At 65.1% G+C, this 23627-nt stretch carries 13 protein-coding genes, 1 tRNA gene and 1 pseudogene; 10 read left to right on the top strand and 5 right to left on the bottom strand.

Features of this window, described 5'->3' with window-relative positions:
* Positions 1 to 118: 118 nt before the first annotated feature.
* Complete coding sequence (locus tag AC4ELS_RS29785) at positions 119 to 4318, top strand: NACHT domain-containing protein (protein WP_418025014.1); 4200 nt, start codon at positions 119 to 121, stop codon at positions 4316 to 4318.
* A gap of 49 nt (positions 4319 to 4367) precedes the next feature.
* Here the strand turns inward: AC4ELS_RS29785 and AC4ELS_RS29780 are convergent.
* Both AC4ELS_RS29780 and AC4ELS_RS29775 read right to left on the bottom strand, forming a co-directional pair.
* Positions 4368 to 4768 (bottom strand): annotated as a pseudogene (locus AC4ELS_RS29780) (helix-turn-helix domain-containing protein); the annotation flags it as partial.
* Between the two features lie 121 nt (positions 4769 to 4889).
* A tRNA-Arg gene (locus AC4ELS_RS29775) sits at positions 4890 to 4963 on the bottom strand.
* A 136-nt stretch (positions 4964 to 5099) separates the two neighbouring features.
* Between AC4ELS_RS29775 and AC4ELS_RS29770 the strand changes: the two genes are divergently transcribed.
* From AC4ELS_RS29770 to AC4ELS_RS29730, 9 genes are all read left to right on the top strand, one after another.
* On the top strand, positions 5100 to 6569 hold the full coding sequence (locus AC4ELS_RS29770; RefSeq protein ID WP_064880430.1) for a wax ester/triacylglycerol synthase family O-acyltransferase: 1470 nt from the start codon (positions 5100 to 5102) through the stop codon (positions 6567 to 6569).
* 41 nt (positions 6570 to 6610) lie between these two features.
* A complete protein-coding gene (locus tag AC4ELS_RS29765) occupies positions 6611 to 8227 on the top strand; it encodes an HAD-IB family hydrolase/lysophospholipid acyltransferase family protein (protein ID WP_064880428.1) in 1617 nt (538 codons plus the stop codon).
* Positions 8224 to 10599 carry a glycerol-3-phosphate 1-O-acyltransferase gene (locus tag AC4ELS_RS29760; protein ID WP_448448267.1) on the top strand — a complete coding sequence of 792 codons (2376 nt, stop codon included), beginning with the start codon at positions 8224 to 8226 and terminating at the stop codon, positions 10597 to 10599. The genes AC4ELS_RS29765 and AC4ELS_RS29760 overlap by 4 nt, the downstream gene beginning before the upstream one ends.
* Positions 10600 to 10663: 64 nt before the next feature.
* Complete coding sequence (locus tag AC4ELS_RS29755) at positions 10664 to 12700, top strand: bifunctional copper resistance protein CopD/cytochrome c oxidase assembly protein (protein ID WP_064957430.1); 2037 nt, start codon at positions 10664 to 10666, stop codon at positions 12698 to 12700.
* A 164-nt stretch (positions 12701 to 12864) separates the two neighbouring features.
* Positions 12865 to 13314 (top strand): single-stranded DNA-binding protein, encoded by a 450-nt coding sequence (locus AC4ELS_RS29750; protein WP_064880422.1) that lies wholly within the window; start codon positions 12865 to 12867, stop codon positions 13312 to 13314.
* A gap of 110 nt (positions 13315 to 13424) precedes the next feature.
* Entirely contained in the window at positions 13425 to 15098 is a 1674-nt protein-coding gene (ettA, locus tag AC4ELS_RS29745) for an energy-dependent translational throttle protein EttA (RefSeq protein WP_064880420.1), read from the top strand.
* Positions 15099 to 15197: 99 nt separating this feature from the next.
* Positions 15198 to 20039, top strand: a complete 4842-nt coding sequence (locus AC4ELS_RS29740; protein WP_448448268.1) for an NAD-glutamate dehydrogenase — start codon at positions 15198 to 15200, stop codon at positions 20037 to 20039.
* On the top strand, positions 20036 to 20443 hold the full coding sequence (locus AC4ELS_RS29735; protein ID WP_082449025.1) for an acyl-CoA thioesterase: 408 nt from the start codon (positions 20036 to 20038) through the stop codon (positions 20441 to 20443). The genes AC4ELS_RS29740 and AC4ELS_RS29735 overlap by 4 nt, the downstream gene beginning before the upstream one ends.
* Positions 20440 to 21099, top strand: a complete 660-nt coding sequence (locus AC4ELS_RS29730; RefSeq protein WP_064880416.1) for a DUF8185 domain-containing protein — start codon at positions 20440 to 20442, stop codon at positions 21097 to 21099. The genes AC4ELS_RS29735 and AC4ELS_RS29730 overlap by 4 nt, the downstream gene beginning before the upstream one ends.
* A gap of 7 nt (positions 21100 to 21106) precedes the next feature.
* Here AC4ELS_RS29730 and AC4ELS_RS29725 read toward each other — a convergent pair whose 3' ends face one another.
* The 3 genes from AC4ELS_RS29725 to AC4ELS_RS29715 form a co-directional block, all read right to left on the bottom strand.
* Complete coding sequence (locus AC4ELS_RS29725; RefSeq protein ID WP_064880414.1) at positions 21107 to 21577, bottom strand: AbfB domain-containing protein; 471 nt, start codon at positions 21575 to 21577, stop codon at positions 21107 to 21109.
* 56 nt (positions 21578 to 21633) lie between these two features.
* Positions 21634 to 21978: a hypothetical protein gene (locus AC4ELS_RS29720; RefSeq protein WP_064880412.1), complete on the bottom strand. Its 345-nt coding sequence runs from the start codon at positions 21976 to 21978 to the stop codon at positions 21634 to 21636.
* A gap of 98 nt (positions 21979 to 22076) precedes the next feature.
* Positions 22077 to 23627, bottom strand: coding sequence for a glycoside hydrolase family 13 protein (locus AC4ELS_RS29715; RefSeq protein WP_448448269.1), 1551 nt, complete (start codon positions 23625 to 23627; stop codon positions 22077 to 22079).

The following is a 23627-nucleotide window of genomic DNA, read 5'->3' as shown; positions in this document are numbered from 1 at the left end:
CGAGATTGGGCTGACAGCAGGATGGTGGAACAAAGAAATCCAACGCCGACACAACTCGAGGAGCGCAGGGCTAGCTTGATTTGAGCCGGCACATATTGAACAGGATCGGAGTTTCTGGATGACGCGAAGCGCTCACCGCGCACTGCCTGATATCGACTTCCATCAGATTCGGCCTTACGGATCGCCGCCATCCCGAGCGGATGCGTTCGAAGAACTGGCGTCGCTGCTCATGCGGGATCAATTGGTCGAATGGCCCGAAGGCGTCGCCTTCCTCAGGTTCGGAAATCCTGATGGCGGAAGAGAGGGAAAGGGCATCCTGCCAAACGGCGATGTGTGGGCATGGCAGGCAAAGTATTTGTTTGCGTTTCGCGACAACGAGATTGGCCAGATTCAAGAGTCAGTCATGCGTGTCCTTGAAACTGAGCCGAACTTGAAGCGGTATTTCATCGCGCTGCCCTACGATCTGCCGGCCGGCGATACCAGCGGTCCGAGACCTAGGAGGTCCGCGTCTACGAAGTGGGCAGAGAAGAAGATTGAATGGGAGAGCGCCGCAGCCGATAAGGGCATGACGGTTGAATTTGTCTACGTGGGCCTACACGACCTTACAAGCGAGTTGACGAAGCCGCAGCATGCGGGTCGGGTGCGGTACTGGTTCAACGCCTCGGCTCTTTCGCCTGACGATCTCAAGCGTCGACTCGACGACGTCATCGCTAAAGCTGGTCGTCGATATAGTCCTTCCCTGCATGTAGAAGTCGATGCCGTGAGCGCATTGCAGGGGCTCGGGCGTACTTCGGAATACGTTCGCAAAGTCCAGGTAACTCTCGCTGAAATTCGGAAGGCCCGATGCAGCTGGTGGCCTGCACCCGAGGGCGATGAGGCTACATTCAGGGCTTCTATCGAAGCCTCGGTCGAGAAGTTGATGCAGGCTGAAGTCGCCGTTCAGAGGTACTTAGAAGCGGTCCGGACAACTAGCGACCTGCCGACGATTGTCGACGATCTCAGGAGTCCTGAGGCCGGCCTTGATGCAATTGGCGAACTATTGCGGGAGCGCCACCTGAAGGCTAGCCACGGTAATGGCGACGAGCCCGACTACCGGTATTACATCGGAAATTCTGGAACTTTGCACAGTAACGTTCAAAAAGCGCGCGAAGCACTGTACCGTGCTCGTTCGCTGCTTCGTTCCCCGGCGGCGCAAGCCGCCGACTCGGGTCGACTTCTCATGACGGGTCGAGCTGGTGTTGGGAAAACACATCTGTTCTGCGACATCGCAAAGCGGCGGATCGAGGACGGCTTGCCGACACTCATCGCACTCGGGCAGGACTTTGACGCGAGGAATCTGCAACTTCAGATCGGGCAGCTTGTCGAGGTCGACGGCTCACTTGACGAGGTCCTCGCACTTCTCAACGCGGCAGGTGAGGCATCAGGTCACCTTGCGCTATTGATGCTCGATGCTCTTAATGAGGGCACTAACGCTGAGCGATGGATCGATGAGCTACCAGCTCTTGCCGCAGCAGTCGATCGATACCCGAACGTTGGTCTGGTGGTGTCTTGCCGAACCGAATTCGTCGGGCCTGTGGTCGGTAATGCAACCAGGTTCCCCCAAGTCGAGCATTACGGGTTCGCCGAAGCCACGAGCGATGCGATCGACCGCTATACAAGCGAATACAACCTCGAGCGATTGACATTTCCCACACTCAATCCCGAGTTTGAAAATCCACTCTTTCTCAAACTCGCCTGCGAGGCACTCGCCACCCTAGGCGAGGATCGCTTCATCTTGGGAACTGCAGGACTCGCTACCGTGTGTAACGCATTTATGGACACGGTCAATAAGCGCCTCAGCGCGCCAACGCGTTGCGACTACGACGAGACGTCGAACCTGGTGCAGCGATTAGCGCGTGAACTCGCAATCCTCGGCCCAGGCCCCTACGAACGCGCCGATGTTGACAGGATTTCTGAGCTGCTACTACCAGGCCGGCCTTGGTCCACAAGCCTCCTGCTTGGGCTGTTCCGCGAGGGCGTCCTGATACAGACCTACGACACCCAAATCGCATTCGGATATCAACGCCTTGGGGACGTTCTGCGTGCTGTCCTCCTCGCGGAGCAGTCTTGCAAGGATCTCACCGGGTGGTATGCGGCACTTGGCGATGACTGCTGGGAAGAAGCTGGCACTATCGGTGCACTCGCTGTCGTTGCACCCGAGAAATTGGGCATCGAGATCATTGATCTGTTCAAGGACGACGAGAATCGCGTTGACCGCGCGGTGATCGACGCTTTCGTGCAGAGCATCGCGTTACGAGCTCCAAATCACACGAGTGATCGGACCATTCGCATCGTTGAGCAGCTCGCCAACTACGAAGACTGGACTGACGACCTATGGGAGAACCTTATTCGCGTGTCCTGCATACCCGGGCACGCGGTCAACGCAGAGTGGATCCATCGGCGGCTGTCGTCGAAAGCGTTGCCGGACCGAGAAATCAGCTGGTCTGAGTGGCTCGTCAGGTCTACCGCATATGAGAATGACAACGCTATTATGGCTCTACTCGACTGGGGCTGGAACCCTCGCCGAAGAGCCCGAGATACCTCGCCGCTGTCGCCGGACGTTGCTCACCTGGCTACCCTGGTGCTGGGATGGATGCTAACCACCCCGGACCGCCGTGTGCGTGACCGTGCCACGAAGGCGCTCGTAAGCATCGGAGAACGTGGACCGGAAGGCTTCACATCTGGCGTGAAGCTATTCCGAGGCTGTGACGATCCCTATGTCGTGGAACGGCTTTCGGCCGCACTTTGCGCCGTTGCCCTTCGCGCTTCCGACGCCGCTGTAATACTCGAAATTGCGGATGCTGCTGTCGAATTGGTCGCTGACGGGTGGCCCCTGCATTTGTTGACGCGTGACTGTCTGCGGCGCACGTCTGCAGTGGCGCGTCAACGCGGCTGGAGTGGACCTGCCTGGCAGCCTCCATACGGGGCGAAGTGGCCCATAAAAGCTCTGTCCGTCAAAACCATTGAAGGCATGGTCAAGCCGCCGGATTACGACTATTCATCGATTTGGTTCTCGCTGAACGGCATGACGGGCGACTTCGGCCGTTATGTGCTTGAGCCGGCCTTAGATCATTTCGAGCATTCAGACCATCAAAAGCTCCGTGCGTTGGCCGAGCGAGTCATCTTCGCCCGTGTACTCGAGCTTGGCTGGACACCTGAACGATTCAAGCGCATCGAACGTGGGCGGCGGGGCAACGATGGCGCAGTTGAGCGCTACGGCAAGAAGTATCAATGGATCGGCCTCTACGAGACTCTTGGCCGCATCGCTGACAACCTCGACCTGCGAGATCGATGGGGTGATGACGAGCCCTTCACTTACGAGTATGCCGAGCAACTCGTGTACAGGGATATCGACCCATGTGTTCTGGTACCGGGTGGGGTCGAGGATCCCAAGGGTGAAGAAAGGGCTTGGTTCGCCCCGGTTCAAGCAATCTTCCCCGATGCGCCGGCGGATTACCCCGTTGATCTTGACGGCGTGCCAGACCCGCTGGACCTTATCAGCCTGAAGTCGCCAGACGGCATCGAGTGGCTGTCGCTCATACGGCACGCAGGCTGGACCCAGGAGCTTCCGCCCGAGATAGCTGCGCTCGACGCGCCCAGCCTCCATGCATGGATGCAAGTCCGCGGTTACCTAATACCTGTAGCGAAAGCAGAAGCGATTCGAACCTGGGCGGTAGGGAAGAACTGGGACGGTCGTTGGATGCCTGAAAACGCCGAGGTACACAACAGATTGCTTGCCGCGCACCCGAGATCGCCGGATTGGGACTGGGCCGACGGCAATGCCGAGCCGCGTGGGCCTCTCGATGAGGAGTTGCCAGCAAATTTTTACCAGCCAATCGCGTGGTACGGCGGGACTGGCACCTCGCGTGGGCGCGCTGGCATCGACGAACCAACAGGCTATGTCCCCAGCCGGATGTTGATCGACCTCCTTGACCTACGTCGTGAGGATGATTTCCGATGGATCGATGCCGAAGGGTTGGCCGTCCAAGATCCCACCGCTGGCATGGACGAGGCCTCAACGCTGGTTATGCGCCGGGACTTAGGCCACCGACTCGGCGAGGCGGGCTACACCCTCTTCTGGACAGTGCTGCTCAACAAGCTCCGGCACGATCACACCTTCAGCGCACCTGGACCGAACTACAAGTGGATGAGTGCCAGTGCGTCGTATCTGATGACCATTGAGACAGTTGAACAAATTTCGGCAAACGCGTGGAAGTGCCGACGTTATCCCGGTGGGGATCCTAAACCCGTCGAATGGGATGTCCGTCAAACGGGCTAAGCGCATGTATGGGGCAACACTGCTGATCCTCGTCTGGGTCGGTTCGTACCGCGCCGCGTTCCCAGTGTTGCCACTTGCGATAACGCCGGTCCCGCACCGTCGGATCGATCAACCCGGCCCGCAACAACGCTCGACACACTGCCGAGGCCGAGGGCACCGGGGCCACCCGGCGTTTGGCCAGTTCGAACACCAATCGCCGCGGCCCGTAGTACGGCCGAGGCCGCCGTAGCTCCAGCGCCACCGCTTCCACCTGCGCAAGCATCTGATGCGGACACAACACCGGCCGATGCGATCGATCCGCCAAACCCTCCAGACCCTGGGCCTCATACCGAGTCAACCAGGCATGCAGCGTCTGCCGCGACACCCCAACTTTGCCGGCACGTGCGATACCGACAGACCGTTACTGACCACCGCCAGCACGGCCTGATACCTCTGCTCGACCACGCTCAAGCAAGTCCCTCATACAGGGAGTGTCAAGGATCAACCGAAGTAGCTGTTAAGCATCAGCCGAAACGTCACCCATCAACCGGAGACAAACGTCAAGCATCACTCGACGTCATACAAACAAGAGCGCCCCCGGCAGGAATCGAACCTGCGACCTAGAGATTAGAAGGCTCTTGCTCTATCCAACTGAGCTACGGAGGCAACGCGCGGACAGTCTATCTTGCCTGTGCCCAACACCACGCAAACCGTGTCAGCGGCAAAGCGGACCCGAGGGGCCGGTGGCGGACTAGCGTGGACGCTGCACTGGCGGCCATGGGGAGGGGAGAGGGACCACGCTATGAGCGACGTGCCCGAGTTGGACGCGGCGGGACTACCCGAAGAACTGAGCGCAGTCGATCAGCTGTTGCATCGGGGAGAGGCAAACCCGCGCACCCGGTCCGGGATCCTCGGCGTCGAGATCCTCGACACCACACCGGATTGGGACCGATTCCGGGCCCGTCTGGATCACGCGTCGCGCAAGGTTCTGCGGCTGCGCCAGAAGGTCGTCATGCCCACCCTGCCGACGGCAGCTCCGCGTTGGGTCGTCGACCCCGACTTCAATCTCGACTACCACGTGCGACGGGTGCGGGTTCCTGCGCCCGGCACGTTGCGCGACGTGTTCGATCTGGCCGAGGTCGCGCTGCAGTCGCCGATGGACATCAACCGGCCGTTGTGGAACGCCACCTTGGTCGAGGGGCTGGCCGACGGCCGGGCGGCGACCATTCTCCATCTGAGCCACGCGGTCTCCGACGGCGTCGGGATGGTCGAGATGTTCGCCAACATCTACGACCTCGAGCGTGATCCCGAACCGGCCGCCGCTGCACCGTTACCCATCCCGCAGGACCTCTCGCCCAACGACCTGATGCGGGAGGGCATCAACCGGCTCCCCGGATCGATTGCCGGCGGCGTGCTGGGTGCGCTCGGACAGGCGGCCCGGACGGTGACCAAGGTGGTGCGCGACCCGGTGTCGGCGGTCAGCGGGGTGGTCGACTACGCGATGTCCGGTGCCCGGGTGATGGGTCCGGCTGCGCACCCCTCGCCGCTGCTGCGCCGCCGAAGCCTGTCGTCGCGCACGGAGGCGATCGACATTCCGTTCTCCGACCTGCACCGGGCAGCCAAGGCCGCCGGCGGTTCGATCAACGATGCCTACCTGGCCGGGCTGTGCGGCGCCCTGCGGCTCTACCACGAAGCCAAAGGCATCTCGATCGAGACGTTGCCCATGGCCGTACCGGTCAACCTGCGCTCACAGGACGACCCGGCCGGCGGCAACCGCTTCGCCGGGATCAACCTCGCCGCGCCCGTCGGAATCGTCGACCCGGAGACCCGGATCAAGGCCGTCCGGTCGCAGATGACGAGCAAGCGCGAGGAACGCGCCATCGACGTGGTCGGCTCGATCGCGCCCGTGCTGAGCCTGCTGCCAGATGCCGTACTGGAGACGGTGGCCGGTTCGGTGGTGAACTCCGACGTGCAGGCCAGCAATGTCCCGGTCTGGCCGGGGGACACCTTCATCGCCGGGGCAAAGATATTGCGCCACTACGGAATAGGTCCGTTGCCCGGCGTTGCGATGATGGTGGTGTTGATCTCGAGATCGGGATATATCACGGTAACCACCCGCTACGACCGCGCCGCCATCACCGACGATCAGCTGTTCGCCCGGTGTCTGCTCGCGGGATTCGACGAGGTGCTGGCGCTCGGTGGCGACGGCCGCGCGGAGCCGGCCTCGTTCAGCGATGACACTTCGGCGACGAACGGGAGTGCTGCACAGTGACTTCGAAAGACCCGTCCCCGAAACCCCGCGGCACCAGGCAGATGCGGCTGCCCGGCACCCTGGCAGAGATCGAGGGCAGCCCCGAGGGCCCGGAGATCGGCGCGTTCTTCGACCTGGACGGGACCCTGGTGGCCGGCTTCACCGGAGTGATCATGACCCGGGACCGGTTGCGTCGCGGTCAGATGGGTGTCGGCGAGTTCATCGGGATGGTGCAGGCCGGGCTCAACCACCAGTTGGGGCGTTCGGAGTTCGAGGACTTGATCGGTAAGGGCGCCCGGATGCTGCGGGGCAACTCGCTCAGCGATCTCGACGAGCTCGGCGAGCGGTTGTTCGTCCAGCATGTGCAGGGACGCATGTACCCGGAGATGCGGGCCATGGTGCGTGCGCACATGGCCCGCGGCCACACCGTGGTGCTGAGTTCCTCGGCGCTGACGGTTCAAGTCGAGCCGGTAGCCCGCTTTCTCGGCATCGACAACGTGCTGTGCAACAAGTTCGAGACGGACGAGGACGGCCTGATCACCGGCGAAGTCGAGAGACCGGTCATCTGGGGTGCCGGCAAAGCCCGTGCGGTGCAGAACTTCTCGTCCGCCAACGGGGTGGACCTGGCGAAAAGTTACTTCTACGCCGACGGCGACGAGGACGTCGCCCTGATGTATCTGGTGGGCCATCCGCGGCCGACGAATCCGGCAGGCAAGCTGGCCGCCGTCGCCGCCAAGCGTGGCTGGCCGGTGCTGAAGTTCAGCAGCCGCAGCGGCAGCAGCCCGGTCTCGCAACTGCGTACGCTGGCCAGTCTGGCCACCATCCCGACCGTCGCCGCCGGCGCGATCGGCCTCGGGTTGTTGACTCGCAACAAGCGCACCGGGGTCAACTTCTTCACCTCGAACTGGAGCAAGCTGCTCATGCTCACGACGGGCATCGAGCTCAACGTCCTCGGCGAGGAGAATCTGACCGCGCAACGCCCCGCGGTCTTCATCTTCAATCACCGCAATCAGGCCGACCCGATGATCGCGGGCCGGCTGGTCGGGGTCGACTTCACCGGCGTCGGGAAGAAGGAGCTGGAGCGCAACCCGCTGATGGGTCCGCTCGGGAAGGTCATGGATGCGGCATTCATCGACCGCGATGACCCGGAGAAGGCCGTCGAAAGCCTGCACCGCGTGGAAGAGCTTGCCCGCAAGGGTCTGTCGATCCTGATCGCCCCCGAGGGCACCCGGCTGGACACCACCGAGGTGGGACCGTTCAAGAAGGGGCCGTTCCGCATCGCCATGGCCGCAGGTGTGCCGATCGTGCCGATCGTGATCCGCAACGCCGAGGTGATCGCGGCCCGCGATTCCAGCACGTTCAACCCGGGCAAGGTGGACATCGCGGTGTATCCACCGATTTCGGTGGACGACTGGACCGTCGAGAACATCTCCGACCGCATCGCCGAGGTCCGCCAGATCTATCTCGACACCCTGAGATCCTGGCCGGAGGACGAGTTGCCCACCTTCGACATCTACACCCGCGCGCCGGCGGAGCAGGCCGCTCCGCGCCGGGCGGCCAAGAAGGCACCCGCCAAGAAGGCTCCCGCGAAGAAAGCCCCGGCGAAAAAGGCTGCCCCCGAACCGGATACCGCACCCTCCGGCTCATCCTCGCGGTCGACCCCCAAGGGCCGACCGTGACCACAGGTATCGACGATTACCCCAGCTTCAGCACCACCGACGACGCGCTGGTGCTCGCATCGGCCTCGTCACCGGCCGAGCTCGAGCTGCTCAACGACTGGCTCAAGACGCAGCGGCGTGAACATCCCGACACGACCGTCGAGGTACTGCAGCTGCCGGCCACCGACGAACCCGCCCCCGGGGCGGTGGCCCGGTTGGTCGAGGAACTGGAATCGGACGAGGACCGGCTGGTCGTTCCGGTCCGGGTGTTCTGGGTGCCCGGCGGGTTACCCACCCGGTTGAAAGTGGTGGGGTTGATCTCCGGCCGCGACACCTACCGGCCGCCGGAGATCCTGCAGCGACGCATCCTGCGCAAGGACCCGTCGCGCGCCCGGATCGTCGCCGGTGAACCGGCCAAGGTATCGGAACTGCGTAAGCAGTGGAGTGAGACCACGGTCGCGGAAAACCCCAGGGAATTCGCCCGATTCGTCCTTCGGCGGGCGGTACTGGCCATCGAGCGGGTGGAGCTTCGGCTGCTGGGCCCCGAGTACAAGTCGCCGCGGCTGGTCAAGCCGGAGATGCTGGACTCGGCACGATTCCGCCAAGGCCTGGAGCAGATTCCGGGGGCGACGGTGGAGAAGGCCGGGGAGATGCTCGACGAGCTCTCCACGGGGTGGAGCCGGTTCTCGGTGGACCTGATCCCCACAATGGGCCGGGCCATCTTCAGTCGTGGCTTCGATCCGCGTATCGACTACGACCGCTCCGAGATCGAGTCGATGCGCCATGCCCTGGAACAGCATCCGGCGGTGTTGCTGTTCTCCCACCGGTCGTATCTCGACGGGGTCATCGTCCCGGTGGCCATGCAGGAGAACCGACTTCCCCCGGTGTACACGTTCGCCGGGATAAACCTCTCGTTCGGCCTGATGGGTCCGTTGTTCCGGCATTCCGGTGTCATCTTCCTGCGCCGCAAGCTTGACGACCCGCTGTACAAGTACGTGCTGCGGCAGTACGTCGGCTACATCGTGGAGAAGCGGTTCAACCTGAACTGGTCCATCGAGGGCACCCGGTCCCGGACCGGAAAGATGTTGCCGCCCAAGCTCGGGTTGCTCGCCTACGTCGCCAACGCCTATCTCGACGGCCGCAGTGAGGACATCCTGCTGCAGCCGGTGTCGATCAGCTTCGACCAGCTGCACGAGACCGCCGAGTACGCCGCGTACGCCCGGGGTGGCGAGAAGACCCCGGAGGGTCTGAGCTGGCTGTACAACTTCATCAAGGCGCAGGGCGAACGCAACTACGGCAAGATCTATGTCCGCTTCCCAGAAGCGGTTTCGATGCGCGAACATCTCGGTGAGCCGAACGGTGAGATGGCCTACGACGAGGCAGCCAAACGCCTGGCGATGCAGAAGATGGCCTTCGAGGTGGCCTGGCGGATCCTGCGGGTCACCCCGGTCAACGCGACCAACCTGGTCTCGGCGTTGCTGCTGGGCGCCCGTGGCGTCGCCCTGACGCTCGATCAACTGCACCACACTCTGCAGGACTCGCTGGACTACCTGGAGCGTAAGAACACCCCGATGACCAACAGTGCGCTGCGGCTACGGACCGCCGAGGGCGTGCGTTCGGCCGTCGATGCGCTCTCCGGCGGGCACCCGGTGACGCTGGTGGACAGCGGGCGCGAGCCCGTGTGGCGGATCGCCCCCGAGGATGAACTGGAGGCGGCGTTCTACCGCAACTCCCTGATCCACGCCTTCCAGGAGACCTCGATCGTGGAGCTGGCCCTGGCGTATTCCGCCCGTGCGGCGACCGATCCGCTGCAGGCGTTCTGGGACCAGGTGATGCGGCTGCGTGACCTGCTCAAGTTCGATTTCTACTTCGCCGATTCGGCGGCCTTCCGCGACAACGTCGCCGAGGAGCTGTCGTGGTACGACCGCACGCCCGAAGGGCAGGCGGCCGGAGGCTGGGAAGCGAAGGTCTCCGCCGGGGGCGACGAGATCTATCAGATGTTGCGCAGCAAGCGACCGCTGTTGGTGGGCGCGATGCTCCGTCCGTTCTTCGAGGCCTACGGGATCGTCGCCGACGTGCTGCGCGACGCACCGGCCGAGATCAGTGAGCGAGATCTGACCAAGCGGGCGCTGGGCGTGGGACGGCAGTACGTCGCCCAGGGCCGGGTGGGCAGCAACGAGTCCGTGTCGGCGTTGCTGTTCGCCACGGCGCGACAGGTGGCAGCCGATCAGAACCTGCTGGTCAGCGGTCCGGATCTGCAAGAGCGTCGCAACGCTTTCCGCGATGAACTGCGCGGGATCGTCGCCGATATGGACAAGGTCGACGAGATCGCACGCGAGCAGTTCTACTACCGGGACAAGCAGCGCCGCGCCGAGTCGGACCAGTCGGACTAGCCGCCGGACTCACCTTTCGTCTGGCAGCCGGGATGTGGTGGCGCCCACGCCATACCCTTGGACCATGACTTCTGCCGGCCAGGTGACCGCGTCCAGCGTGCGCAGCAGCGTGGTGTGGCCTGTGCTGGTGGGCGTGGGGCTGCTGGCGGGGGCAGTGGCCGCAGGCATCGGGGCGTTGTCGCTGGCCGACGCCCTGACCGCCACCGGACTGCCCGACCCCGGCCCCGTGACCACCTACGGCCTGCCGTTCGTCCGGGCCGCCGGCGAGATCGCCGCCGTCGTCGCAGTCGGGTCCTTCCTGTTCGCCGCGTTCCTGGTGGCACCCCAGACCAACGGCGTGCTCGACGTGGCCGGATACCGGGCACTGCGGCTCGGTACGGCCGCCTCGGGCGTGTGGACGGTGTGCGCCGCGCTGCTGGTCCCGCTGACGATCTCCGACGTGTCCGGCCAGCCGCTGCTCGATCATCTCGGCCCGGTGGACGTGTGGTCGGCTGCGAGCCTGGTCGAGGTCTCGGCGGCCTGGCGCTGGACGGCGATCCTGGCCGCCGGTGTCACCATCGCGAGCCTGCCGGTGCTCCGGTGGGGGTGGACGCCGGTGCTGCTGGCCGGATCACTGCTCACACTGATGCCGCTGGTACTGACCGGACACTCGTCGGCCGGCGGAGCTCACGATCTGGCCACCAACAGCCTCTTCATCCATCTGGTGGCGGCGGCGCTGTGGGCCGGCGGACTGCTGGCGTTGTTGGCTCACGCCATCCGGGCCGGGGGCGGGGGCGCCTCTGACGGCGCCAACACCGCCCTGGCCGCGCGACGCTTCTCGGCACTGGCGCTGTGGTGTTTCGTCGCGATGGCCATCAGCGGGGTGCTCAACGCCCTGGTGCGGATCCAGCTTCCCGATCTGGTGCGCACGAACTACGGCTGGCTGCTGGTCGGCAAGGTCATCGCGCTGAGCCTGCTCGGTGTGCTGGGTTGGCGACAGCGCCGGGTCAGCCTGACCGCCCTGGCCGGCGATCCCGGTGCACGCACACCGTTGATCCGGTTGGCTCTGACCGAGGCTGCGCTGTTCGGCGTCACGTTCGGTATCGCCGTCGGCCTGGGCCGTACCCCACCGCCGCCGGAACCGCGGATCCCGAGCCCCACCGAGGTCGCGATCGGATACGACTTCGCCGGGCCGCCGACGGTCGCCCGGGTGTTGTTCGACTGGCGGTTCGACCTGCTGTTCGGGACCGCGGCGATCATCGCTGCGGCGGCGTACCTGGCCGCGGTGTACCGGCTGCGGAGACGCGGTGACGCCTGGCCGGTGGGCCGCACGTTCGCCTGGCTGCTGGGCTGTGCGGCGCTGCTGTTCACCACCTCGTCGGGGCTCGGTCGCTACATGCCGGCGATGTTCAGCATGCACATGATCGCCCACATGCTGCTGTCGATGCTGGTGCCCGTTCTGCTGGTGCTCGGCGCCCCGGTGACCCTGGCGCTACGGGCGCTACCCGCGGTGGGCCGAGGATCGCCGCCAGGCCCGCGGGAATGGCTGCTCGCGGCGCTGCATTCCAGGGTGTCGCAGTTCCTGACCCAGCCCATCGTCGCGACCGTGCTGTTCGTGGCGGGGTTCTACGGTCTGTACTTCGGCGGCATCTTCGACGCCGCGGTCAGCAACCATGCCGCGCACATCCTGATGAACGTGCACTTCCTGCTGTCGGGCTACCTCTTCTACTGGGTGGTCATCGGCGTAGACCCCACCCCGAGGCCGGTCCCGCACCTGGTCAAGATCGGGATGGTGTTCGCCTCGCTGCCGCTGCACGCATTCTTCGGTGTGGTGATGATGGGCATGCAGACCGTGCTGGGCGAAAGCTTCTACCGGTCACTGCAGTTGCCGTGGCATACCGACCTGATCGGAGACCAGCACCTCGGCGGCGGCATCGCCTGGGCGGCCGGGGAAGTCCCGCTGGTGATCGTGATGCTGGCGCTGCTGATCCAGTGGCGGCGCAGCGATCAACGCACCGCCAAGCGGTTGGACCGGGCCGCGGATCGCGATGACGACGCCGATCTGGCGGCCTACAACGCGATGCTGGCCGAGATGGCGCGTCGCGACCACCCTTCCGGATAGGACTTTCGGGGATTCATCCCCAGCCCGCGTTTCATCCACAGCCGACGGCGTCGTCGGGTCCGCATACCGGCCGCGCGTCGGGGTTCTGGCGGTCAATGGCTGCGTAAGGCGGCCGCGCTGCTCGGTGTCGGCCACCGGAATGGATGAAGCGAAAGGAATCAGAAATGTTCGAGACCCCGTTCACGATCGTGGGCAACATCATCACCGACCCGGTCCGGCGGCGATTCGGCGATCAGGAGCTGTACAAGTTCCGGGTGGCCAGCAATTCGCGGCGCCGCACGCCTGAGGGCAACTGGGAGCACGGCAACTCGCTCTACGTCACGGTCAACTGCTGGGGAAATCTCGCCACGGGTACCAGCGCCTCTCTGATGAAGGGCGACGCAGTGATCGTGGTGGGGCATGTCCACACCGACGAGTACGAGGACAAAGAGGGTGTACGCAGGTCGTCGGTCGAGGTGCGTGCCACCGCGGTCGGGCCCGACCTGTCCCGCTGCACCGCCAGGGTCGCGCCCCTGCCCAAACCTGCGGCCGGCCCGGCGCCCGAGCCCGAATCCGTCGACTCCCACGACGCGGAAACCGAGCCCGACGAGGGTGAGCTGCCACTGTCGGCTTAGCGGGTTTCGGGCGCGCATAGGATGGGCGCGAGTGAGTTGGGCTTGACGCAACCTTTCGCGCGAGCGCCCATCCGATATCCCCGAAGAGTTTCAGAAAGGCACATCACGGCATGGCCGAATTCATCTACACGATGCGCAAGGTTCGCAAGGCGCACGGCGACAAGGTCATCCTTGACGACGTCAGCCTGAACTTCCTGCCCGGCGCGAAGATCGGCGTCGTCGGTCCCAACGGGGCTGGTAAGTCGAGTGTGCTGAAGATCATGGCCGGCATCGACCATGCCAACAACGGCGACGCGCTGCTCGCACCCGGCGCCTCCGTCGGCATCCTGATGCAGGAGCCGCAGCTCGACGAGACCAAGACCGTCCGCGAGAACGTCGAGGCCGGCGTGGCCATCAAGGGCAAGCTCAACCGGTACAACGAGGTCGCCGAGTTGATGGCCACCGACTACTCCGATGAGCTCATGGAGGAAATGGGCCATCTGCAGGAAGAACTGGACGCGGCCGACGCGTGGGACATCGACTCCCAGCTCGAGCAGGCCATGGACGCGCTGCGCTGCCCGCCGCCGGACGAACCGGTCACCCACCTCTCGGGTGGTGAGCGTCGCCGCGTGGCCCTGTGCAAGCTGCTGCTGTCCAAGCCTGACCTGCTGCTGCTCGACGAGCCCACCAACCACCTCGACGCCGAGAGCGTGCTGTGGCTGGAGCAGCACCTGGCCAGCTACAAGGGCGCCATCCTGGCCGTCACCCACGACCGGTACTTCCTGGACAACGTCGCCGAGTGGATCCTCGAACTCGACCGCGGCCGCGCCTACCCGTACGAGGGCAACTACTCGACCTACCTGGAGAAGAAGGCCGAGCGCCTCGAAGTCCAGGGCAAGAAGGACCAGAAGCTGCAGAAGCGGCTCAAGGACGAGCTGGCCTGGGTCCGCTCGGGGGCCAAGGCCCGGCAGGCCAAGAACAAGGCCCGCCTCGGCCGCTACGAGGAGATGGTCGCCGAAGCCGAGAAGACCCGGAAGCTCGACTTCGAGGAGATCCAGATCCCGACCCCGCCGCGGCTGGGCAACGTGGTTGTCGAGGTCGAGCACCTCGACAAGGGTTTCGAAGGCCGCACGCTGATCAAGGACCTCTCCTTCACGCTGCCGCGCAACGGCATCGTCGGCGTCATCGGCCCCAACGGCGTCGGCAAGACGACACTGTTCAAGACCATCGTCGGGCTGGAACAGCCCGACAGCGGCACCGTCAAGGTCGGCGACACGGTCAAGCTGTCCTATGTCGACCAGAGCCGTGCCGGCATCGACCCCAAGAAGACGGTCTGGGAGGTCGTCTCCGACAAGCTCGACTACATCGAGGTCGGCCAGAACGAGATCCCGTCGCGGGCCTACGTGTCCGCGTTCGGGTTCAAGGGACCGGATCAGCAGAAGCCGGCGGGCGTGCTGTCCGGCGGTGAGCGCAACCGGCTCAACCTCGCCCTGACCCTCAAAGAGGGCGGCAACCTGATCCTGCTCGACGAGCCGACCAACGACCTCGACGTCGAGACGCTGTCCTCACTGGAGAACGCGCTGGAGCAGTTCCCCGGCTGCGCCGTGGTGATCAGCCACGACCGCTGGTTCCTGGATCGCACCTGCACGCACATCCTGGCGTGGGAGGGCGACGACGACAACGAGGCCAAGTGGTTCTGGTTCGAGGGCAACTTCGGTGCCTACGAGGAGAACAAGATCCAACGTCTCGGTGCCGAAGCGGCACGTCCGCACCGGGTGACCCACCGGAGACTGACCCGGGACTGACCCGTGACGGGATAAACAGCGCAGCGGGCTCGGTGGCGCCACTAATGTCGCAGCTATGCACCAATGCCGGTGCGTGGGCGTGAGTAGGGAGTGATCCGTATGACGGCCGAACCGGGAGCTCTTCGGGGACAGGGAATTAGCGACCGGGATCGCTCACAGGCGCCGCCTGAGGTGATCCACCGGCTCGCGAAAGCCTTCCTGTCCACCTACCGGGCTCCGCAGGCCGGCGCGCCGGGAGTGGCCGCCACCGGCCCTCAGGCCGCGGTGGCCGAGCGCCTCGTTTCCGATGCCACGGTGGCCGCCCACTACGCGTTGGGCGGTCAGCGGGCGCCGGGGGAGACCAAGGTCATGGTCTACCCGGGAGACAGCGACTCCGGTCCGGCCCTGCAGATCGTCACCGAGCAGGCGGCGATGCTGGTCGATTCGGTGACGGTGTTGTTGCACCGGCACGGCATCGCGTATCCGGCCATCATGAACCCGGTCTTCCGGGTGCACCGCGACGCGGACGGGGTACTGCAGGATTTCCAACCCGCCGCCGAGGCCACCGGCGTCGACGGCGTCGACGAGTGCTGGATCCTGGTGCCGGTCCACGGCGCGGCTGACGGTCCGGCACTGACCGAAGTGGTCGGCCTGGTACCGGATGTCCTGGCCCAGGCGCGACAGATCGGTCTGGACGCCGCTGCCATGGGCGCCGCGCTGCACGCCCTGGCCAACGACGTCGCCACCGATGTCGAGGGCCGGTTTCCCAACACCGACCGCAAGGACGTCGCCGCGCTGTTGCGCTGGCTCTCCGACGGGCATTTCGTGCTGCTGGGTTACCAGCAGTGCGCGATCGGCGACGGGCAGGCCACGGTCGATCCGTCGAGTCGCCTCGGTGTGCTCAAGCTACGCGAGGATGTGCTGCCGCCGCTGACCGCCTCCGACGATCTGATGGTGCTGGCTCAGGCCACCATGCCGAGCTATGTGCGCTACGGCGCCAACCCGTACATCGTCGTGGTCCGCGACAGCGGCGAGCAGGTCATCGAGCACCGGTTTGTCGGCCTGTTCACCGTGGCCGCGATGAACGCCAACGTGCTGGAGATCCCGTTGATCTCGCGGCGTGTCGAGGAGGCGTTGGCCATGGCCCGGCGCGACCCCAGCCACCCGGCGCAGCTGCTGCGTGACATCGTCCAGACCATCCCGCGCCCAGAACTGTTCGCGTTGAGTTCCAAACAGCTGTTGGACATGGCGCTGACCGTGGTGGACCTCGGGTCGCGCCGCCGTACCCTGCTGTTTCTGCGCGCGGATCAGTTGGCGCACTTCGTATCCTGCCTGGTGTACCTGCCCCGCGACCGCTACACCACCGCGGTGCGGCTGGAGATGCAGGACATCCTGGTGCGCGAACTCGGCGGGGAGAGCATCGACTACTCGGCCAGGGTCAGTGAATCACCTTGGGCAGTAGTCCATTTCATCGTGCGCCTGCCCGACGGTGCGGTCTCGCACGCCGTGGACACCTCCACGGAGAACGAGAACCGGATCCAGAACCTGCTGACTGAGGCCACTCGCAACTGGGGTGACCGCATGACCAGTGCGGCAGCAAACGCGGAGCTCACCCCGGCAGCCGTCGAGCACTATGCCTCGGCCTTTCCGGAGGACTACAAGCAAGCCGTGGCTCCAGCGGATGCCATCGCCGACATCGCGATCATCGAAGCGCTGCAGGACAATTCAGTAAAGCTGGTGTTCAGGGAAGGTCAGGACGACGGCCTCGCCCAGCTCACCTGGTACCTGGGCGGCCAGTCGGCGTCGCTGAGCGAACTCCTGCCGATGCTGCAGTCGATGGGCGTGGTGGTGCTCGAAGAACGCCCCTACACGGTGACCAGGGCCGACGGCCTGCCGGTCTGGATCTACCAGTTCAAGGTCGTCCGCCAGCGCAGCATCCCCGACGCGCCCGACGCGGCGTCGCGGGAGGCCACCGCCCAACGGTTCGCCGACGCGGTGACCGCGATCTGGCACGGATGGGTCGAAGTCGACCGGTTCAACGAACTGGTGTTGCGCGCGGGCCTGACCTGGCAGCAGGTCGTGATCCTGCGCGCCTACGCGAAATACCTACGGCAGGCCGGTTTCCCGTACAGCCAGTCGCACATCGAATCGGTGGTCAACGAGAATCCGCACACCACACAGTCGCTGCTGCAGCTGTTCGAGGCGCTGTTCGACCCGTCCGAGGACACCTCGGGAACTCGCGACGCACAGGGAGCCGCCGCGGCGGTGGCCGAAGACATCGATGCCCTGGTGAGTCTGGACACCGACCGGGTACTGCGTGCCTTCGCGACCCTCATCCAGGCCACGCTGCGCACCAACTATTTTGTGCAGGACCCGAAGTCAGCGCGGCAACGCGGGGTCGTGGCGATGAAGCTCAACCCCGGCCTGATCAACGAACTGCCGCTGCCACGGCCCAAGTTCGAGATCTTTGTCTACTCGCCCCGGGTGGAGGGCGTGCACCTGCGGTTCGGGTTCGTGGCACGCGGCGGGTTGCGCTGGTCGGACCGTCGCGAAGACTTCCGCACCGAGATCCTCGGCCTGGTCAAGGCGCAGGCCGTGAAGAACGCCGTCATCGTGCCGGTCGGCGCCAAGGGCGGGTTCGTGGTCAAACGGCCGCCCGAGCCGACCGGCGACGCCGCCGTCGACCGCGAAGCCACCCGCGCCGAAGGCGTTGCCTGCTACCAACTTTTCATCTCCGGGCTGCTCGACGTGACAGACAACGTCGACAAGGGAACCGGCGCCGTCGTCACCCCACCGCAGGTGGTGCGCCGCGACGGGGAGGACGCCTATCTGGTGGTGGCGGCCGACAAGGGCACGGCCACGTTCTCCGACATCGCCAACGAAGTCGCCAAGTCCTACGGGTTCTGGCTGGGTGACGCGTTCGCCTCCGGCGGGTCCATCGGCTACGACCACAAGGCCATGGGCATCACCGCCAAGGGCGCCTGGGAGTCGGTGAAACGGCACTTCCGCGAGATGGGGGTGGACACCCAGAGCCAGGACTTCACCGTCGTCGGCGTCGGCGACATGAGCGGCGATGTGTTCGGCAACGGCATGCTCCTCTCGAAGCACATCCGGCTGATCGCGGCCTTCGACCACCGGCACATCTTCGTCGATCCCAACCCTGACGCCGCCGCATCCTGGGTGGAACGCAAGCGCCTGTTCGAACTGCCGCGATCCAGCTGGGAAGACTACGACGCCACGCTGATCAGCGAGGGCGGCGGTGTCTACAGCCGTCAGCAGAAGTCCATCCCGATCAGCCCGCAGGCCCGGGCGGCACTCGGGATCGACGACGACATCGAGGAACTCACGCCGCCAGCGCTGATGAAGTCCATCCTCAAGGCTCCGGTGGACCTGCTGTGGAACGGCGGCATCGGCACGTATGTGAAAGCCGAGACCGAGGCCGACGTCGGTGATCGTGCCAACGACCAGATCCGGGTGTGCGGTAACGAGGTGCGCGCCAAGGTGATCGGCGAGGGCGGCAACCTCGGCGTGACATCGCTGGGGCGGATCGAATTCGATCTGGCCGGCGGACGGATCAACACCGATGCGTTGGACAACTCCGCGGGCGTCGACTGCTCGGACCACGAGGTCAACATCAAGATCCTGATCGACTCACTGGTGACCGCCGAGAAGGTCAGTGCGCAGGAACGAACGGGTCTGTTGCTGTCGATGACCGACGAGGTCGGCGCGCTGGTGCTGACCGACAACAAGCACCAGAACGATCTGATGGGCACCAGCCGGGCCAACGCCGCGAGCATGCTTTCGGTGCACGCCCGGATGATCAAGGAGTTCGTGGCCAACCGCGGGCTCAACCGCGAGCTGGAGGCGTTGCCCTCGGAGAAGGAGATCCGACGCCGAGCCGACGCCGGAATCGGTTTGACCTCACCGGAATTGGCCACGCTGATGGCGCACGTCAAGCTCGAGCTCAAAGCCGACGTGCTGGCCAGTGATCTGCCCGATCAGGAGGTGTTCGCCGCCCGGCTGCCGCAGTACTTCCCGGAGAAGCTGCGCGAACAGTTCCCCGGCGAGATCCGGTCGCACCAGCTGCGGCGGGAGATCACCACCACCATGCTGGTCAACGATCTCGTCGACACGAGCGGGATCAGCTACGCCTACCGAATCACCGAGGACGTCGGCGTCGGTCCGGTCGACGCGGTGCGCAGCTATGTCGCCACCGACGCCATCTTCGGGATCGGCAACGTGTGGCGCCAGATCCAGGCTGCCGGAGAAGCCGGGGTGCCGGTGTCCGTCACCGACCGGATGACCCTGGATCTGCGCCGCCTGGTCGACCGGGCCGGGCGCTGGCTGCTCAACTACCGGCCGCAGCCGTTGGCCGTCGGCGCCGAGATCAACCGGTTCGCCGCGAAGGTGGCCGCTCTGCGTCCCGACATGGCGCAGTGGCTGCGCGGGGATGACAAGGCGATCGTGGCCAAAGAAGCCGGCGAGTTCGCCGCACAGGGCGTGCCCAACGACTTGGCCTATGCGGTGGCGACCGGGCTCTACCAGTACAGCCTGCTCGACGTGATCGACATCTCCGACATCGTGGACCGTGAGCCCACCGAAGTGGCCGACACCTACTTCGCGTTGATGGACCACCTCAGCTCCGACGGGCTGCTCACTGCGGTCTCCCGGCTGAGCCGCGACGATCGCTGGCATTCGTTGGCGCGGCTGGCTATTCGTGACGACATCTACGGTTCACTGCGGGCCCTGTGCTTCGATGTGCTCGCCGTCGGCGAACCCAACGAGACCGGTGAGGAGAAGATCGCCGAGTGGGAGCTGACCAACAGCTCCCGGGTGACCCGCGCTCGTCGCACGCTGGCCGAGATATACGAAGATGGTGAGCAGGACCTGGCGACGCTGTCTGTGGCGGCGCGGCAGATCCGCAGCATGACACGAACGAGTGGAACGGGAACGACTGCGTGAGTTTTACAACGCCGGTGCACGTGCGCTGGTCGGACATCGACATGTACCAGCACATCAATCACGCCACGATGGTGACGCTGCTCGAAGAGGCCCGGATTCCGTTTCTGCGTGAACCGTTCGGCGCCACGATCGAGACCATCGGCCTGCTGATCGCCGACGTCAGCATCGCCTATAAGGGCCAGTTGCGGCTCGTGGACTCACCCCTGCAGGTGACCATGTGGTCCAAACGGGTGCGGGCCGTGGATTTCACCATCGGCTACGAGGTGCGCTCGCTGCACGCCGCCCCTGACTCCAAGCCGTCGGTGATCGGCGAGACCCAGCTGGCCGCGGTGCACATCGCCGAGCAACGGCTGGAGCGCCTGACGCCCGAGCAGCGCAGCTATCTGGAGAGCCACCTGCGATGACCGCACCCGAGCGCGGTCTGTGGATCGACGATCCGCGTGACCGTGAGGATCTCGCGACGTTCCTCGACCGTGCCCTGCGGTTGGACGATGCCGCGGTGGTCCGATTGCGGGAGCGATCCGGTACCCATGCGGCCGTGGCCTGGGTGGCCACCGGGCTGGAGGTGCTGGCCAGCCGGGTGGTGACCGGTCAGGTGCGGCCGTCGGATCTGTCCGCGGGAGCCGACGCTCTGGTGGCCGGGTTGTCCTCTGCCGCAGACGGATACGTGGACCCAGGCTTCCCGATGGACTCGGCCTGGCGCGGTGGTCTGCCGCCCGAGGACGGATTCGTCCACCTCGACGACGTCCCGGCGCGGGTGATGCTCGACCTGGCTCAGCAAGGTGGTGCGCTGGCCCGCGAACACGGCAGTGCACACGGGCCGCCGGCGTCCCTGATGGACCAAGAGGTCATCGCGGTCAGCTCCGGTGACGAGGCTGTCGGAGTGCCCATGCGATGTGTATTCGCATTGACCGCCATGGGTTTTCTGCCGCAGACCGGCAACGAGGTGAGCGAAGAGGAGATCGTCCGGGTCCGCGCACACCCGTCGTGGCTGCGCATCGACGCCCGGTTCGGTTCGGTGTACCGCCGCCGCGAGAGCGCCGCCCTGATCCTGGGCTGAGCGCGCCCTAGGGGTTGGCCGGTTGCAACGGTGCCGCGGGCCGGAACGTCGCGGCCTGCAGTTCGGCCGGGGTGTTGACAGGTGTCGCGAACAGCTGGAAGTTCTGGTGCCGGATGTAAAGGTCCGGGAACTTCACCGACCGGAACGAGAACTGATTGGGATCGATGACGCCCTTCTCCAGCACGAACGTCGAATCCTCCCGGACCTCTGCCGCGACGTCAGGGTCGATGATGCCGTCGAAGTACTTGCCGTGAATGCGGTAGTCGTCGAACGTCGCGATCTGCAGGACGAAGCCGAGAGGTGCGGCGGCCCGGCGTAGTTGGCCGGTTTCGCCGATGCGCAGATGGGGCCCGGTCCATTCGAAGGTCGCGTCGCCGCGGTCGGTGTCGGTCTCTATCTTGGCGATATCGGCGAGCCCGCTCCGTTCGACGATGTAGAAGTCAGGAAGATTGTTGGAATACAGCGAGAGTAAAGGCATGATGAATCCTTCTGTTGTACTTGTGTTTTGATTCTGATCCGGTCGTGGACCGGACGTCAGATCACCTTGTAGGTGAGGGAGTACACGGATCCGGCGCCGGCGATTCGCTGAGTGCGCTCGCCCCGGCCCAGCTCGGCGGCGGTGATCCTCGCCGCCCCGATTCTGCGGTCGTCCGGTCCGGTCTCATCCACCTCGAACAATTCGATGTCGATGGGAGCCTGGGATCTGTTGAATGGCAGCAGGCGGTCATCGTCGAACGAATAGACGTCACCGGGCCTCATCCGGAGCCGTTCGAAGATGACGCCGTCGGCCCTGCTGACTTGAATTTCGTCGGCGCCGTCGTGGTCCCGCACCGTGTTCGCCTGCAGCCACAGCATTTTGGCGTAGTTGGCATCGCCCATGTCGTCCTCCGGAGGTATCGAGTTCGGTTCGGTGACTGTCTCGATACTGCGATGACGACGTGGCGCTGCACATGAGTAGTTCGCTACTCGACTTTCGGTCAGCTCCCGGAAATCCAGACGGCGGCGTCCGGCGGCAGGCTGCCGGCGATCAACTCTGCGCTGCTCAGCAGAACTTCACCAGGTGGCAATGGCGCCGCAGCGGTGCCCGTGTTGAGCACGCATGTCAAGCCACCTTCGCGCCGCAATGTCAGCAGGCCATCGGCGGTAGTCAGCCCGATTCCGTCGGTGAATTCCGCACGGCTGGAACGTAATTGGATGGCCTGCCGGTAGAACTCCAGCGTCGACGCCGGATCGGCCTGCTGGCACTCCACCGTCAACGGTGTCCACTCGTCAGGCATCGGCAGCCAAGTGTCGGCGCTGGAGGAGAACCCGAACGGCGGTGTGTCACCCGACCACGGCATCGGCACCCGGCACCCGTCACGTCCCCGTTCGGTGTGACCGGAGCGCTCCCACACCGGATCCTGGAGCACGTCATCGGGCAGATCGACATTGGGCAGCCCGAGTTCCTCGCCGTTGTAGACGAACACCGCGCCCGGCAGGGCCAGCATCACCAGGGCCATTGCCCGGGCCCGCGCCAACCCGCGGGCACCGCCGCCGTATCGGGTGACCTCGCGTTCGACGTCGTGGTTGGACAGTGTCCACGTCGGTGTCGCCCCGGCGAGGTTGGCCGCTGCCATCGCGTTGTCGATCGCGTCGTGTACGTCGCGGGCGTCGAAATCGGCTTGCACCAGACGGAAATTGAAGCCCAGGTGCAACTCATCGGGGCGCAGATACCTGGCGAAGCGTTCGTTGCCGTGCACCCACACCTCGCCGATGGCCACGGCGTCGGGATAGTCGTCCAACACCGTGCGGATGAACCGGTGGATGTCATGCACGCTGTCGTTGTCGAATCGCGGGTCGTCCTCACTGTTGCGTAGTAGCGCTGTGTCGGTGACCGCCATGTCGGGCAGTTCGGGTGGTTTGGCCATGCCGTGGGCCACATCGATGCGGAACCCGTCGACTCCGCGGTCGAGCCAGAACCGCAGTGTCTTCTCCAGATCCTCGAACACCTCGGGGTGGTTCCAGTTCAGGTCGGGCTGGGCCGGATCGAACAGGTGCAGATACCACTGACCCGGTGTGCCGTCGGGCTCGGTGACGCGGGTCCAGGCCGGCCCGCCGAACACCGACACCCAGTTGTTGGGCGGTGCGTCACCACCGAGGCCGCGGCCGTCGCGGAAGATGTAGCGGTCACGCCGCCGCGGATCCGCCAGCGCCTCGACGAACCACGGGTGCGCCGAGCTGGTGTGGTTGGGCACCAGGTCCATGGTGACCCGGATGCCGCGGCCGTGAGCGGCATCGAGCAGGCGGTCCAAAGCATCGAGACCACCGAACAGGGGGTCGACATCACGCGGGTCGGCGACGTCGTAGCCATGGTCGGCCATCGGCGAGACCATGACCGGGTTGAGCCACAGGGCGTCGACGCCGAGTGCCGCGAGGTAATCGAGCCCGGCGCTCACCCCGTCGAGATCGCCGACCCCGTCGCCATTGCTGTCGGCGAACGAGCGGGGATAGACCTGGTAGAAAACCGCGTCCGCCCACCACCGGCGCAT

It is taken from the genome of Mycobacterium shunyiense, from assembly GCF_058270035.1.
Note: the sequence above shows the minus strand (reverse complement) of the source record. Positions and strands in the feature narration are given on the sequence as shown.